Annotated in this window: 11 protein-coding genes; 3 read left to right on the plus strand and 8 right to left on the minus strand. The window is 40.6% G+C overall.

Annotation, left to right across the window (positions count from 1 at the left end):
• Window positions 1-3 precede the first annotated feature (3 nt).
• Window positions 4-1110, plus strand: a complete 1107-nt coding sequence (locus MKZ26_RS06450; RefSeq protein ID WP_340765201.1) for a DUF1648 domain-containing protein — start codon at window positions 4-6, stop codon at window positions 1108-1110.
• 1266 nt (window positions 1111-2376) lie between these two features.
• Here the strand turns inward: MKZ26_RS06450 and MKZ26_RS06455 are convergent.
• The 3 genes from MKZ26_RS06455 to MKZ26_RS06465 all read right to left on the minus strand — a co-directional run bounded on the left by MKZ26_RS06455 (window position 2377) and on the right by MKZ26_RS06465 (window position 6554).
• Window positions 2377-3360: an NAD(P)/FAD-dependent oxidoreductase gene (locus tag MKZ26_RS06455; RefSeq protein ID WP_340765203.1), complete on the minus strand. Its 984-nt coding sequence runs from the start codon at window positions 3358-3360 to the stop codon at window positions 2377-2379.
• A gap of 170 nt (window positions 3361-3530) precedes the next feature.
• Complete coding sequence (locus MKZ26_RS06460; protein WP_067207728.1) at window positions 3531-3812, minus strand: DUF6509 family protein; 282 nt, start codon at window positions 3810-3812, stop codon at window positions 3531-3533.
• Between the two features lie 105 nt (window positions 3813-3917).
• Entirely contained in the window at window positions 3918-6554 is a 2637-nt protein-coding gene (locus tag MKZ26_RS06465) for a cation-translocating P-type ATPase (protein WP_340765205.1), read from the minus strand.
• A 940-nt stretch (window positions 6555-7494) separates the two neighbouring features.
• Between MKZ26_RS06465 and MKZ26_RS06470 the strand changes: the two genes are divergently transcribed.
• Both MKZ26_RS06470 and MKZ26_RS06475 read left to right on the plus strand, forming a co-directional pair.
• On the plus strand, window positions 7495-9153 hold the full coding sequence (locus tag MKZ26_RS06470; protein WP_422397654.1) for a M3 family oligoendopeptidase: 1659 nt from the start codon (window positions 7495-7497) through the stop codon (window positions 9151-9153).
• Window positions 9154-9501: 348 nt separating this feature from the next.
• Window positions 9502-9939 (plus strand): SRPBCC domain-containing protein, encoded by a 438-nt coding sequence (locus MKZ26_RS06475; protein WP_067207723.1) that lies wholly within the window; start codon window positions 9502-9504, stop codon window positions 9937-9939.
• Window positions 9940-10241: 302 nt separating this feature from the next.
• On the opposite strand, the gene MKZ26_RS06480 is transcribed toward MKZ26_RS06475, so the two are convergent.
• The 5 genes from MKZ26_RS06480 to MKZ26_RS06500 form a co-directional block, all read right to left on the minus strand.
• Window positions 10242-11921: a formate--tetrahydrofolate ligase gene (locus MKZ26_RS06480; RefSeq protein ID WP_187047318.1), complete on the minus strand. Its 1680-nt coding sequence runs from the start codon at window positions 11919-11921 to the stop codon at window positions 10242-10244.
• A gap of 103 nt (window positions 11922-12024) precedes the next feature.
• Window positions 12025-13008, minus strand: coding sequence for a zinc-binding dehydrogenase (locus tag MKZ26_RS06485; protein ID WP_340765208.1), 984 nt, complete (start codon window positions 13006-13008; stop codon window positions 12025-12027).
• A 155-nt stretch (window positions 13009-13163) separates the two neighbouring features.
• Entirely contained in the window at window positions 13164-14579 is a 1416-nt protein-coding gene (locus MKZ26_RS06490) for an alanine/glycine:cation symporter family protein (RefSeq protein WP_340765210.1), read from the minus strand.
• Between the two features lie 218 nt (window positions 14580-14797).
• On the minus strand, window positions 14798-15676 hold the full coding sequence (locus MKZ26_RS06495) for a metallophosphoesterase (protein WP_340765212.1): 879 nt from the start codon (window positions 15674-15676) through the stop codon (window positions 14798-14800).
• The gene (locus tag MKZ26_RS06500; RefSeq protein WP_340765214.1) at window positions 15676-16170 is read right to left on the minus strand and encodes a helix-turn-helix domain-containing protein; all 495 of its coding nucleotides are present in this window, start codon (window positions 16168-16170) and stop codon (window positions 15676-15678) included. Before MKZ26_RS06500 ends, MKZ26_RS06495 begins: the two co-directional genes overlap by 1 nt.
• Window positions 16171-16196 lie beyond the last annotated feature (26 nt).

Genomic DNA, 16196 nt, shown 5'->3' on the forward strand with positions numbered 1-16196 from the left:
GGAATGGAACTTACACTATTTTTAGTCATAATCGGTTTTCTCTTTGTACTGCTATCCGCCACCCCATTTTTATTGAGACGGACAATTGCGTTCGGCGTAACGATTCCAGAAGGACATACAGACGACCCTACAATTGCTTCTTTCAAGAAAATATATGCCGCAACTATTTTCATTACCGGTCTCATTTCACTGATTGCTTATTTTACCTGGGCCAACACTAGTAGCCTAACGGAAGACAAAATTATCTTAACCGGATTAGCGATTCAGTTCGGTATCATCTTTTTGAGTATGGGGCTCTATTTTTACTTTCATGCAAAAACAACACGTCTTAAACAACTCAATGAATGGGGCTTACATTTGAAACAGGTCCGAATCGCTGATTTAGCTATCCGAACAAAAGACGAAATGCTTCCTTCATTTCTTTATGCTTTACCAATGATTATAACTATTGGCCTAATTGCCTATACTGCAACCCAATACAGTAGTATGCCTAGTATGATTCCAACACATTGGGGACCAAGTGGCCAAGCAGATGCCTTTAGCCCGAAAACACCTTTCTCCGTAATTGCCCTTCTACTCATTCTGTTGGTTATGCAAGGGATGATGCTTGGGATCAATGCATTCACAAAAAAATCCGGCATTAAATTGAATGCCGCAAAACGAAAAACATCTCAAATTCAACAATTATCGTTCCGTAAATACACGAGTTGGTTATTATTTATGATAAGCGTACTCATGACTGTTCTTTTGGGATTCCTACAGCTTACGACAATCCATGAAGGACTTGGTAGTGCAGTACTTATGCTTGCATTACCGTTGGGTTTCTCACTAATCGTCCTTATAACGACAGCTATCTATGCTTTCAAAGTTGGTCAGAGTGGCTCACGGATCAATGTTGACATTGAAGATGATTCTATTGCTGGTATTACTGACGTCGATGACGATAAGTATTGGAAAGCTGGGATCTTTTATGTGAATAAAGACGATTCCTCCATTTTTGTTGAGAAAAGATTCGGTGTCGGTTGGACCATCAACTTCGCCAACCCGATTGGATACATCATCCTATTTGGTCCATTGCTACTCATCCTGGCTATCACTTTCTTTTTATAGTTCTTAAAAGCAGTATGTTTCAGAGGTTAACGTATACACTACAGCTGTATATAAGCTGAGCTACAAACCATGCAGAGTATTATTTTAGAGCAACAGAAAACCCACCTTGGCCAAGGTGGGTTTTCTGTTGCTCATTCTACTAAAGCCCTCATTAGTGAAAAACCACTTAACAGCTAGCCCATCCGCTTGAAATGATTGACCAAAATGGCGCACCACTAAATTATTTTTACTGTTGATATTCATTTTTTCATTTTTTCATTTTTTCATTTTAAATAAGTGTAAAGTAATTAATAACGCCTTAATCCAATTTTTTCTCTAGTTCAGGTATTGCTGAAATTAGCAGTACTATGATTACGACAATACAAATCGGAATATGCCATAAAGTTCTATATATGTTGAACAAATAAATACGGCGTATGCGCTTTACAAGGACTTTTGGGAGGCCACTGAAAAAGCCTTAGTATTTGGAATGAATTAGGCTTCCCACTAATACCACTTCGACGCTTTGTGGATGCCTCCCGCGATAAGCCAGAAAGGAGACCGGCTACCACGAAGACGTGCCTTCGCTGGATGGTCTATGTGAGAAAGCGCATTTCATAATTTGGGATGAAATCTGTAACCTAGAGTGCGGATTTCTTGACTATAATTATATATGTTGAATCCGGTATATATACTGAGCGAAGGCGCCTTAACAGGGGTCGCCGAAGCCATAAGACTGGCGGCGAAGCTGCTTGGCTTATGGCGGGAGGCATCCCCTAGCGCCGTAGCGGTTCAACGGAATTCTTTATTTCAATTTTTATAGTATCAAATAGTAATACCTTACAATCTCGCCATATACATCTCGAAATCACATTTCTCTCGATAACGAACACCCTAGCGCAGGCGCGGCAAAGGGGTCGCCGAAGCCGTAAGACTGGATGCGAAGCGCTAATCCAGGCTTACTGCGTAAGGCATCCCCAAAGCGCTAAGCGTTCTACAATCCGCACCCCGAATTAATACTCTCTCCTTATTGATCACCATAGTAAATTTAGTGGGATTCTTTAATTCAACATATATGATAAACTTTTTTCTATAATTCAACTTCCAGTAAATAAAACCACTATCACGAACATTTTTCACTGTTAGCATTCCCTCTTCATGTACTACTACTATTACGTTCTATATCGCAAGGTAGTTTCAAGCGAATCACTACTTATAAATATTTTCCCGAATTCCACGCAAAAAAAAACCGCGCAAGGCGGTTTTTCAATTTACCATAAACTATATTTAACTAAAGATACTTGTACTATGAAGTGGTTGCAATCTTGCTTTTGGATCGACATAAGCTTTCGCATGATTCACCGCAATCGGCGCTTCGCCAAGTCCGACTGCAATTAGCTTCACCTTGCCTGCATAATTTGTAACATCTCCAGCTGCATAGATACCTTCGATGTTTGTCTCCATACGTGTGTTAACCATAATCGAGTTACGATCCATTTCTAGACCCCAATCTTTCAAGGGCCCAAGAGAAGATATATTACCGTAGTTAACAATTAAATGATCGACGTCAAGACGTTCCTCAGTTCCGTCTTTTTCTGCTAAGACAATGCCACTAACCTTGCCATCTTCCCCTTCAATCACTTTCACAGCACGGGAAGTTTTCACATCAACTTTCGATTCCATCAGTTGATTAACGCTCGTCTCATGTGCTGTAAAGCGTTCACGACGGTGAACCAGTGTCACAGTTGAAGCGATATCCTCCAACATAAGTGACCAGTCAACCGCGGAGTCCCCACCGCCACAAACGAGTACATTTTTATCTTTAAAAATCGTCAGATCCTTAATGCTGTAATGAAGTGTATTTCCTTCAAAAAGTACTTCTTCAGGAAGACCAATCTTACGTGGTTGGAATGCACCGATTCCAGCAGTCAAAAGAATGGTACGTGTCAAATGAACGCCTTTATCTGTTTTAAGAATGAAATGATCTCCATCACGCGTTGCTGACATAGCCGTTTCACCGAGAAGGATTTCTGGTTTCGAATAATGAGCTTGCGTTACTAGATTCGCTACGAAATCTTTCGCAAGAATTTTTGGGAATCCGCCCACATCATATATATCTTTATCAGGATACAGTTCGATCAGCTGACCGCCAAGTTGTGGCAAGCTATCGATGATTTTAACCGACATTTCACGCATTCCAGCATAGAAAGAAGCGAAGAGTCCTGTCGGTCCTCCCCCGATAATTGTAATATCAACGATTTCGTTATTCATAGTTAAACACTCCAATTAGATTAGTCTCGGATAAAAGTTTTCTTCTTCTCTATCCACTCTACACATTATCTAACAAAATACAATAAAATACACATAATCTGATTTTCGAATTAAAGGTACGCAATAAAAGGCCTGTACACATCAAATGTGTACAGGCCTTTTATTTCTTCCTATTCGCGATGCGCTCTGCAATATGCAAGAACAGTTTCTTTCTCGTCATCTTCCAATTCGAAATCAAGAACTTTCTCACTTGAACGCTCAAAGAAGTGATATGAAGCAATTCGACCTTCATCCTCGTCAATTGCAAAGATTACTCGAAGGCCCGTTCCACCTTCAGAATAAAGCTCGTCTTCTTCATCAAGATTAATGTACAATCGGTATTCATAACGTTCTCCAGCAATGATCCCAGTAGGATCGTTAATTTTTTTGATGATATACTCAGTAATTTCCATAGTAGTACCAACCTCTCACTTACAATTTTAGATTCCCCGGCTACAAAGCCACTACACTCCATAATACATCATTCAACACCAAAAGGGTTAACTTTGGCACATACCTTATTTTTTAATGAATTTAATCATTTCGTTTATCAAGAGAGGCAGCAGACTTAAAGCGGCAATAACTAGCCATTCCATAGGCCCTAGTGAATGCACACTAAAGACTTTCGCGATTGGACCAACTGACACGATAACCACTTGCAAAATGATTCCAAGCAAAATTGAGTAAATCAAGAATTTGTTTTTGAAAATTCCTGCGGTAAATACAGACTTATCCATCGACCTGAAGTTAAGGGAGTGAACAAGTTGGGAGAAACTTAGTGCGATGAAAGCCATTGTCTGTCCGTGAACTAGTGCACTTTCTGGAATTCCGGATGAAAACAGGGCTAGGAAACTACCTTCATGCTCACCTGACATGTATACTCCAACCATGAAAGCGACGAGCGTAATCGCCCCAATCAAAATTCCGTTTAAAATCAAAAATGGAATAGATCCTCTGAATATACTCTCATGCCGGTGTCGTGGTTTTTCTTTCATTACTCCAGGCTCTTCAGGATCCACGCCGAGTGATAGCGCTGGAAATGTATCTGTCACAAGATTTATCCACAGTATATGAATCGGACGCAATAGTAGCGGCCATCCTAGTAAAATGGCAGCAAAAAGCGCTATAATTTCACCAAGATTACATGACAATAGAAATATGACGGACTTCTTAATATTGCGGTAAATCACACGTCCCTCTTCGACAGCTTTCACGATTGACGAAAAATTATCATCTGTCAAAATCATGTCTGCTGCACCTTTTGCAACATCAGTTCCCGTAATCCCCATCGCTACGCCAATATCTGCCGCTTTTAATGATGGTGCATCGTTGACTCCATCCCCTGTCATCGACACTGTATGACCTTTCGCTTTAAGTGCTTGTACAATCTTTACTTTATGTTCTGGCGAAACACGGGCATAGACATTAATCTCTCCGGTTTTTTCTATCAATTGATCCCCCGTTATCGAATCAATTGTTTTCCCTTCAATTACTTCAGATTTCTGAGTCGCAATTCCTAGTTCTTTCGCTATTGCAAATGCCGTGTCCTGATGATCACCAGTAATCATCACTGTTCGAATCCCAGCTTCTTTCGTCACTTTAATCGCGTCTTTCACTTCTTCACGCGGCGGGTCAATCATTCCGATAAGGCCTAGGAATGTCAATCCTTCTTCAGCTTGGTCTAGTTCCATGGCTTTGGCTTCTTCTACAGTCTTATAGGCGGAGCCTAATACACGTAACGCTTTAGAAGACATCGTCATGGCCGCTTCCAGAATTGATTGTCGGTCGGTTTCATCAAGTATCCTTGCCCCATCAGCTACTTCAATATGTGTACACTTCTGTAGGATGCCGTCAATAGCACCTTTTGTGTGTGAATAAATTGCATCTGCAGATCGATGTACCGTAGTCATTCGTTTCCGATTTGAATCGAATGGTAACTCCGTGATTCTAGGATAGTTATTATCCAACAGTTCTTTTTCCAGTCCGGATTCTGTCGCCGCTACGACAAGCGCAATCTCTGTTGGATCTCCTGTTTCTCCTGTTTTAGAATACGTCGCATCATTACACAATGCGATATTCTCAAACAACAATTTTTGTACCGGTTTTTTCAGATTGGCTTTACTTAACTCATTTAAAGACCCATCTGCAAAAAACGTTGTAACCGTCATCCTATTTTGAGTCAACGTCCCGGTTTTATCAGAGCAGATAACATCCACAGAGCCTAGCGCTTCCACAGCAGGGAGTTTTCGAATGATAACGTTTTGCTTAATCATCCTTTGAACGCCGATTGCAAGGACGATTGAAACGATCGCAGGCATCCCCTCAGGTATTGCTGCAACTGCAAGACTGACCGCTAACATGAACATTTCCAAATAGCCACGCCCTTGAAGTACGCCAATCGTAAATATGATGACACAGATGGCAACAGCAGCAATGCCAAGATATTTACCTAATTGGGCAAGGCTTTTCTGAAGAGGCGTCTCGTCGTCCACTTCCTGGTCAAGCATGGTAGCAACTTTCCCTATTTCAGTCTTCATGCCTGTTGCAATAGCAATTCCTGTTGCACGCCCATATGTAGTCAATGTCGACATAAAGGCCATGTCTTTTCGATCTCCGATTGGCATTGAGGGCTCTCCAGTAAAATGTGCATCCTTTTCAACAGGCACAGATTCACCTGTCAGTGCCGCCTCTTCAATTTTCAAATTTACTGATTCAATTAGTCTGATATCACACGGAACATACCTGCCTGCATCAAGGAGAATGACATCACCTGGAACGACTTCTTCCGACGGTATCTCTTGCTTGACACCCTCCCTTCTTACAAGTGCTTTAGGTACTGCCATATTTTTCAACGCTTGAAGCGCTTCCTCCGCTTTCGATTCCTGGACGACCCCCACAACTGCATTGATGATAACGACCAATCCAATAATAATTGAGTCTGCCACTTCCCCAAGTATTCCGGAAATAACAGCAGCAACGATTAATACATAAATTAACACATTATTGATTTGCGCAAAAATCCGTTGTATCAGCGTACGGCTTTTACTACCCGTAAGTTTATTCGCCCCGTATTCATCCAGCCTTTTATTCACTTCCTCTTCACTTAATCCAAATTCCACATCCGTATCCATCAATTGTTCAGTTCCATTTTGCATTTTATTGTTCCCTCCATATACCTCTTAAATATCCAATCTATCACATATGTTGATTTACCAAAAGCAACCAGTAAATGACTGAATCCAACACTAGGCACTTCTTGTACAATTACTTTTGGATTGCTTGGATTGAACGACCTCTATACGATTAACGAGGTTTCTTGATGTGAAGTAATCGCATGGTGCTTATTCATCCGTCGCTATCCAAATACATTCGTACACAAAGTACTAAAGATTTTCGGGACGAAAGAATAGCGGGCTTCTTATCTGGATAATAGTCGCCAAAGATACAATTTTGGCGACTGAAGCCTTCTCCATAGTCTTGTCTTTTTTAGTTAAGAAAGAGTCACTTTCTCATAGTCCATTTCATGATAAGATGCATACTCTTTACTAAAAGTAAGCAAGGAACACATTGTAGAAAGTACTAGAGTGCCCGAAATTGTATCTTCGGGCACTTACAACCTTTATAAAGAGTCTTCTATTCTTTTTTTCTAAAGTAGCTGTATTTTTCACTTGAACGTTGTAGGAACGCGACAGGCAACTATTCGTAACAGGATTACTTAGGAGGAATGAACTGTAATTCCTAGCCACACTTGCCCCTCAGTAAAGTTGTCATGAATAGCTCGCCGAAAGCGGACCGGAAATGATCCAGTGAAAATAGAGTTTTTCAAGCCTTTCTTACCTGCTCTTTATGAAAGAAAACGGTTAATAAACAGACGTGCCAATGTAGACGACTATTTTCATACTTCTTCTATTGCTATGCTTTAGTCATGATACTTCTTTAACAAGCTAATTTGACAAAATACATGAAAATCGTAAATTTCTTTTGCAATATTCCGGAACTTCGTGAACAATATAAAGAGTGAAGTAATTCACTAGTAAACTAGCAGGGGGAATCATTTTGATTAAATTTGAAGACTATCAATACTCAAAGCTCAATATGGCAGAAGTAAAACAAGACTTTGACGAGTTGCTACAGGAATTCCGTTCCGCAAGTTCTTATGACCAGCAAAATGAAGTCATTGAGAAGATCAACACGATTGGTAAAGACTACTCAACAATGGCCAACCTTGTCTATATCCGTGCATCCATCGATACAAACGATGAGTTCTATCAGAAAGAACGCGATTATTTCGACGAAATCGGACCTGAGTACCAAGAACTTGAAACCGCTTACTACAAAGAACTGGTTTCCACTCCTTTCAGAGCACAACTCGAAGAAAAATGGGGCACTCAACTATTCGCTTTAGCTGATAATGCCATAAAATCGTTTTCTCCAGAAATTGTTGGCTTGTTACAAAAAGAAAACAAACTAACTTCCGATTACTCGAAACTGGTCGCATCTTCACAAATCGAATTCGATGGTAAAACACTTACACTTGCTCAAATGGGACCCTATGCAGAATCTACGGACCGCTCCGTTCGTAAGTCAGCTATGGAAGCTTCCTACAAATTCTATGCTGACAACGGTGAAAAGTTCGACGTAATTTATGATCAACTTGTTAAGCTCCGTCATGAAATCGCGACGACACTTGGTTACAAAAACTTTGTGGAGCTTGGTTACCTAAGAATGGACCGTATCGACTATAATGCCAATATGGTGAAGAAATTCCGTGATCAAGTACGCGACCATATCGTTCCGCTCGCAAGCCGCCTTTATGCGCGCCAAGCTGAACGTATAGGCGTTGACGAATTGAAGTTTTACGATCAGTCCTTAGACTTCCTTACAGGCAATGCAACACCCCAGGGATCTCCTGACTGGATCATTGAAAATGGTAAAAAGATGTATGCTGAACTTTCACCTGAAACTGATGCATTTTTCAAATTCATGACGGACAAGAACTTACTAGACGTCGAAGCGAAGACAGGGAAAGAAGCGGGCGGCTATTGTACATTCATCGATAATTACGATTCGCCTTTCATCTTCTCTAATTTCAATGGAACTTCTGGAGATATCGATGTGTTAACGCATGAAGCCGGGCACGCATTCCAAGTGTTCTCTAGTCAGAATATTGGTATATCAGAATATATGTGGCCTACATCTGAAGGTGCAGAAATTCACTCAATGAGTATGGAGTTCTTCACATGGCCTTGGATGGAACTCTTCTTCAAAGAACAAACGGATAAATATAAATTCGCACACCTTAGCAGTGCATTGCTCTTTTTACCATACGGTGTCGCAGTCGATGAATTCCAGCATGTCATCTATGAAAACCCTGAAATGACAGCTGCAGAACGAAAAGCTGCATGGAAAAAGATCGAGAATATCTATCTACCTATGCGTGATTACGATGGCATTGAATACTTGGAATCGGGTGCTGTTTGGCAGCGTCAGGGTCACATTTATGAAAGCCCATTCTATTATATCGATTACACCCTTGCACAAATATGTGCGTTCCAATTTTGGAAACGCTCATTTGAGGACCGTGATGCGGCATGGAAAGATTATTTACATCTTTGCACACTCGGTGGTTCAAAATCTTTTACAAAACTAGTCGCCGAAGCCAATTTAATATCACCTTTCGAAGACGGCTGTGTTGAGTCTGTTATCGGAACAATCGAATCATGGCTCGATTCGATTGACGATAAAGCACTTTAAAATAAAGTAAGTAGAAGCAGAAATGCTTCACGGTTTCTCTTCGGAGGTGCAAACAAGCAAATAACATTAAATTTCGTAGCCAAAACCACATTGTATTAGAGCATAAATTAGCACTGCAATTCGCAGTGCTTTTTTGATTTATATAGAACAACGAAAGTTCGCTTTTGGGCGTAATAATAAAAATCCTCCCAATTTATAAACGGACGGGATACTCTAAAGTGATGGAAAATTTTGATTTCTAAGTGTTGTTGGTATAATAGAATATAGGAATTATTTATTATTGAACTAACGGCAGTTTTTCTCAATGAAAATATTGACTTAGATCCAACATTTCAGGAGGTAGATATAATGACCAATATACTAATTGTAAAAGATGAAGTTCATATAGAGGCTACTCCTTCAAAAGTATGGGAGGTTCTCATTAACCCAAAATATATTGCGCAGTGGGATGAACTTCCAGAAAATTATCCTAGTGAAAATATGAGTAAGGGAAGTAAAGTGGTTTGGGAGCATCCTAACGGCGACCAGACTGTTACAACAATTATAAAAGCAGAAGAATTGAAGGAATTAAAACTTGCCTTATACTCATCAAATTGGGAAGTAAAACCGAATGAAGGTGATGTGGCATATCTGTTTAAGTTAGAAGACCTAAATGGTAGTACTTTACTAAAAATTGAAATTGGTGATTTTTCACTCCTAAAAGATGGGCAAGACTATTATGATGCCTCGGTAGAATTTGCATCTGAAGCAAAAAAAGTAATTAAAGAATTAGCTGGAAGTCTATAGGTATATTCTAATAATAGCTACACCTCTTATTATGCTAATCAGTGCTTTAGTTCAATAGGGAGGAAATTATTTCGTTGTTTTAAATGCAAACACTGAATTACTGTTCAGTGTTTTTTATCGTTTATAGTTAATTATCATACCACGTATACACTCGCTTACTAAATTGCCACCTAAATAAACTGATTTAAATATGTTTGCTTTTAAGCGAAACATGATTCGAGACTTACTTAATTAACAATGAGGTTGTCCCCAATTATTTGGACAACCTCATTAAATTTATTACCTATCCACAATTTCAAAAATCACATTAAACCTACTGCATTGCCTTGTAAATCGATATCCATCTGAAGGGCTGCAGGCGTTTTCGGCAATCCTGGCATCGTCATAATATCCCCCGTCAGACAGACAAGAAATCCTGCTCCAAGTTTCGGAATGATTTTTCTAACAGTAATAGTAAACCCTTCAGGGCGCCCAAGTATTTTCGGATCATCTGAAAATGAATATTGGGTTTTGGCCATACAAATCGGCAAAATTCCCCAGCCATTGTTCTCGATATTTTTGAGATCTTTTAACGCTTGTTCTGTAAATACAACACCCAATCCACCATATACTTTTTGAACAATAGCTGTAATTTTATCACTTACGGGCTGTTCTACATCATAGAGTGGAGCGAAATTATTTGGTTCATCCAGAAGCTTTAAAACTTCCTGCGCCAAAGCAATGCCGCCATCTCCACCGCGTTCCCAGACATCAGTGAGTGCTACCCTTATTTCGTTTTCCTCACACCACTCAAAAATGACTTCCAGTTCTGCACCAGTATCCGTGATGAACTTGTTCAACGCAACGACCGGTTGGACACCGAATGCACGAATGGTATCAATATGCTTAGCTAAGTTGACTAATCCATCCGTGACAGCCTGTACATTCTCCTCTGCAAGCTGGTTTTTCGGAACTCCACCATGCATTTTAAGTGCACGTACTGTTGCCACAATGACAACTGCATCGGGTGAGAATCCACCTTGACGTGCTTTTATATTCATGAATTTCTCAGCACCTAAATCGGCACCGAATCCAGCTTCCGTAACGACGATATCAGCAAGTTTACGTGCCGTATTTGTTGCAATTAACGAGTTACAGCCGTGCGCAATGTTCGCAAAGGGTCCACCATGTATAAGTGCCGGAGTCCCTTCAATTGTCTGCACAAGGTTTGGTTTGAATGCCTCTTTCAGTAGAAGTACCAATGCCCCTTGGACACCAAGGTCTCGTACCGTTACCGCCTCTTTATCATACGTATAACCGATAACGATACGTGCAAGTCTTTCTTTCAAGTCTTGCAGGCTTGTCGCTAAACAAAAAATCGCCATAACTTCAGATGCGACTGTAATATCGAAACCATCTTCTCTTGGAACTCCTTGTGTAGGGCCGCCGAGTCCAATTGTTATGTTGCGTAATGCGCGATCATTCATATCCAAGACGCGTTTCCAAGTAATTCTCCGCGGGTCAATCCGAAGCACATTTCCGTGGTGAAGATGATTATCTATAAGTGCACTAAGCGCATTATTCGCAGTCGTAATTGCATGAATATCACCATTAAAATGTAGATTAATTTCTTCCATTGGCAACACTTGAGCATAACCACCGCCTGTAGCCCCACCCTTCATCCCCATAACAGGTCCAAGGGATGGTTCGCGTAAAGCAATCATTGTCTTTTCTCCGAGCTTTGAAAGGGCATCAGCAAGCCCTACAGTGACAGTCGACTTTCCTTCCCCCGCCGGTGTTGGGCTAATGGCTGTGACAAGAACCACTTTTCCATCCTTGCTACTCTCAGCTAACTTAGTTACATCAATCTTTGCTTTGAATCTGCCGTATGGTTCGACCGCTTCTTCGGGTATACCTGCCTCTTTGGCTATAGTCCAAATCGATTTCATCGTGGCCTGTGATGCTATTTGTAAATCAGTTAGTGGCGATACTTTTTTTGTCATGTCTGTCCCACCTTTTTTATTTTAAGTATACCCCAACTATATCCAAATACCGGGATATCTCAGTGACATTTATACGACATTATTAATTAACTGAAGTACTACGTCATTTCGTTACTCGCAGTACCACTTTTCCAAATTGCTTACTCTCTTCAATATAATCGAAGGCCTCTGCTGCTTCCTCCAAATTAAAGACTTTATCGACAATTGGACGTGTTCCATATTTTTCGACATGCGCAATCATGTCACGTAATTCTTCTCGACTTCCTAACGTAGAACCAAAAAGTTGGTACTGTCCATAGAAAAACGCGCGCAAATCCAAGTCGACTGTATCATCAGTCGTTGCTCCAAAAATGACGATACGCCCGCCTTTTTTCAATAAACTAAGCGAACGATTAAACGTCGCCCGGCCAACACTTTCGATAACGAGGTCGATTGTCTCTCCTTCTAACTCCTTGTTCCAATCCCCATTCGTATCAAGAGCGATGTCCGCTCCAAGGTCAAGCGCCTGTTTTCGCTTAGCTTCACTGCGAGAAGTAACAATCACACGTGCTCCAACGTTTTTAGCGAATGAAATAAGATACGTGGCTACTCCACTGCCGGCACCTGGGATGAAAACTGTATCCCCCGCTTTTAATCCCCCTTTAGTAAATAGTGCACGATAACCTGTTAAACCCGCTAACGAAAGTACCGCTGCCTCTTCCCAGGACAAGTGAGTAGGTTTCCTTTCAATCTGTTCAGCCGAAATAGCAATTTTCTCAGCAAATGTGCCATTATCGGGCATTCCTAAAATATCAAATTCTGCCGGTGGGGCATCGCTGTTTTCAAACCAACGTAGCGAAGGATTAATCATTACTTCATCCCCGACTGCAAACGCCGTTACTCCTGCACCTACTGACTCAATAATTCCTGCACCGTCAGATCCTAGTGTCAATGCTTGTGCCTCATTCCCCCTACGTCCAGGTATATATAAGTCTCGACGGTTCAAACCTGCCGTCTGAATCGCAACGACGACTTCACCACTTGCTGCAACTGGTTCTTTCATGTCACCTATTTTCAACTGCCCTAATTCATGGATAAATGCTTTCATCTTAATCATCCTTTCTTAAGTGCATACTATCTCTATCATACCTTAATTGTAACCTTTTTTCACACTCTTCTAAATAGTAAACAAAATGAAATAAGGCAAGAAACCAATTATAGTTCAAATAGGTTTCTTGCCTTATTAACAATTGAAGTAATCTTTTATTTGCCGTCGCTTATCTTTTCATCTTCCCAACATTCTGCACCTTTTAGCCCGGGAATCGTACTAGCCTTGAATATAGGATTAAGTCCTCTTTTTCGTTGTTCTGTATAATCATCTAGTGTTTTGAATGCCACTTTTCCTAGAAGGTAGATAACTATTAGATTAATGACTGCCATCATCCCCATGAAGAGGTCCGCCATGTTCCAAACAAGATCCACTTTTGCAAGCGTTCCAAACATGACCATCGCGAGTACACCAAAACGGTAAAGAGTTAACCATATTTTATTCGCATTGATAAATTCAATATTCGTCTCGCCATAATAATAGTTTCCAATAATTGAACTAAAAGCAAAAAACAAAATGGCAATTGCCAAGAAATAAGGTGCCCACTCTCCTACATGGACACCAAGGGATGTCTGCGTTAAGAGAATCCCATCCACTTCACCTGTATTATAAAGATCGGCAAGAATAATAATGAACGCCGTTGCAGAACAGATGATGATTGTGTCAAAAAACACACCTAGACTTTGAACAAGACCCTGTTTTGCCGGATGCGATGTACTTGCAACCGCAGCAGCGTTCGGTACACTCCCCATACCTGCCTCATTGGAGAATAGTCCACGTCGCACTCCTTGCATAATCGCTGCCCCGACTGCCCCACCGACCGCTTCGTTCATTCCAAACGCGCTCGTGAAGATTAGTTTAAATACTGCGGGAACCTCATTTATATTCATAATAACGACATATAAAGCAACAATAATATAGAGAATAGCCATAATCGGAACGATAACTTGTGTGACATTGGCAATCCGTTTAACGCCTCCGAAAATAACAAGAGCCGTTATAAAAATAAGAACTAATCCAATAATCCATTTTTCAATATGAAACACACTATTGAATGATAAACTTATTGTATTTGACTGTACAGCATTAAAAATAAAACCGAAGCAAAGTGTCAGCAAAATAGCGAATATGATACCCAGCTTCCGATTTCCCAAAGCCTTTTGCATATAATAAGCAGGCCCTCCCCTGAATGTATCGCCGTCCTTCACTTTATACACTTGAGCGAGCGTACTTTCGATAAACGCAGTCGCCATTCCGATTATCGCAATGACCCACATCCAGAAAACTGCACCTGGCCCTCCAATGCCAATTGCAAGGGCAACCCCAGTGATATTCCCTGTTCCAACCCGTGATGCAGCACTAATTGTAAACGCTTGAAAGGAGGATATCCCGCCCTTCACTTCCGGTTTTTCCACTATAAGTTTAAACATTTCACCAAACAGGCGAAACTGTACAAATTTCGTTCGAATCGTAAAATAAATACCTAAACCAATTAACAAACCGATTAGGATATACGACCATAAAAGGTTATTCCCTGTCGTTACAATCCATTCTAAAGCACTTTGAATCATTTCTAGTTCCTCCCTATTCCATTTTCAACATTCGCAGTGTAATTTTTATACACATGTCAAAAATGCCTTTACCTTAACTACGGATACTTTCACGTTAAGTACATATCATATCCTATTTCGACAAATGAGAATAGAAGTTATTTAATGGGATTTTACGGTAGATTCTATTATTATTTTCAACAAAAAAACCTCCTTCAATAATCGAAAGGAGGCCCAGACTATTCTATTGTGCGTAATGTGACAACTACTATTTCCGGTTGATTGAACAGCCGCACTGGAATGATGCTATTGCCCAGGCCGCGACTGACTACCAAGTCGCTGCCATTCTTCTCATGGACGCCTGATGAATATTTGGGAAACCAACCTTGTCCGGGTGAAACGAGGCCACCGATCCCTGGTATACGAAACTGTCCGCCATGAGCATGACCACTGAACGTCACATCTATCCCGGCTTCAGCGTATACATCAAATTGCTCAGGCCTATGTGACAATAGCACTTTAAACATCTCATCAGGTATATTTTCAAATGCTTGTTCTATCGATATTTTAACGGCTTCATCATCTTCAAGCTCACTTGCCAGCGGATCTTCAATTCCTCCTATTGCTATTGAACTATCGGGAAACAATGTAATTACATCCGCTTCGTTCGATAAGACACGAACCTCCAAGTCTTCGAGAGCCCCCTGAATACGGTCCATATCCTGCGTAGCGATTTCATGGTTTCCTGTCACGTAATAGATTGGAGCGACAAATTGAAGCTCTTCAATAAGAATCAGACTTTTTTCAAGATCGTAGCGGTTACTGTCGATAAAATCACCCGTAATGAATATCGCTTGGGGCGTGATCATTTTCACCCTATCAACAACATGTGAATGTTTTTCACCCAATTCGGCATCATGTAAATCAGAAATCTGAACGATAGTGTATTTGTCGTAATTAGCAGGGATCTTGTCCGACACAATTTCATAATGCGTTACCCCGACTGTTGTATTTCCTTTATATACGACAAAGCAAAGAAGGACAAGTATGAATAAAATGAAAAACCATTTACGCCGTAAAGGCATCTTTTTTTTCGTTGTATTCGTAGTCGTTTTCATTACAACCAGCGTTTTTTCAACCTTGCAAGTTCTAAAAGTTCTAAGACCTCTTTTTTCGGCAGTTCTGTCAGTATCGCAAGCATTTCGATTTCTGCACGTTTTCTGCCCTTTCCGCTTCTATACGTTTCTTTGTGTATAGCATCAAGTTCTGCATACAGTTCGTCTGTACGACTCGTTTGTTCTTGTGTTTCTATATCGCTAATAACATTTTCTCTCAATTTGTCGTAAAGCATATCTACATTTGCAGATCCCGTGCTTTTAAACGGTTTTGACGTCTTCGAATTCCCTAGAATCAGCTCATCAGTTGTAACATTAAACCGTTCTGATATTTTTGCCACCCAAGCCGCCGATGGAGCATTCTTCCCTTTTTCCCAATCTTTAATACGACTTGCTGACGTTCCTATAGCTGCTCCGAATGCCATCATTGATAATCCGCGTTCTTCACGCAATTTTTTTAACCTTATACCAAAATCCTCTTTGTTCCAATCGTTCACATTTACGCCCCCTAAAAAGTTTATAT

The organism is Sporosarcina sp. FSL K6-6792 (assembly GCF_038004885.1).
Classification (GTDB): domain Bacteria; phylum Bacillota; class Bacilli; order Bacillales_A; family Planococcaceae; genus Sporosarcina; species Sporosarcina psychrophila.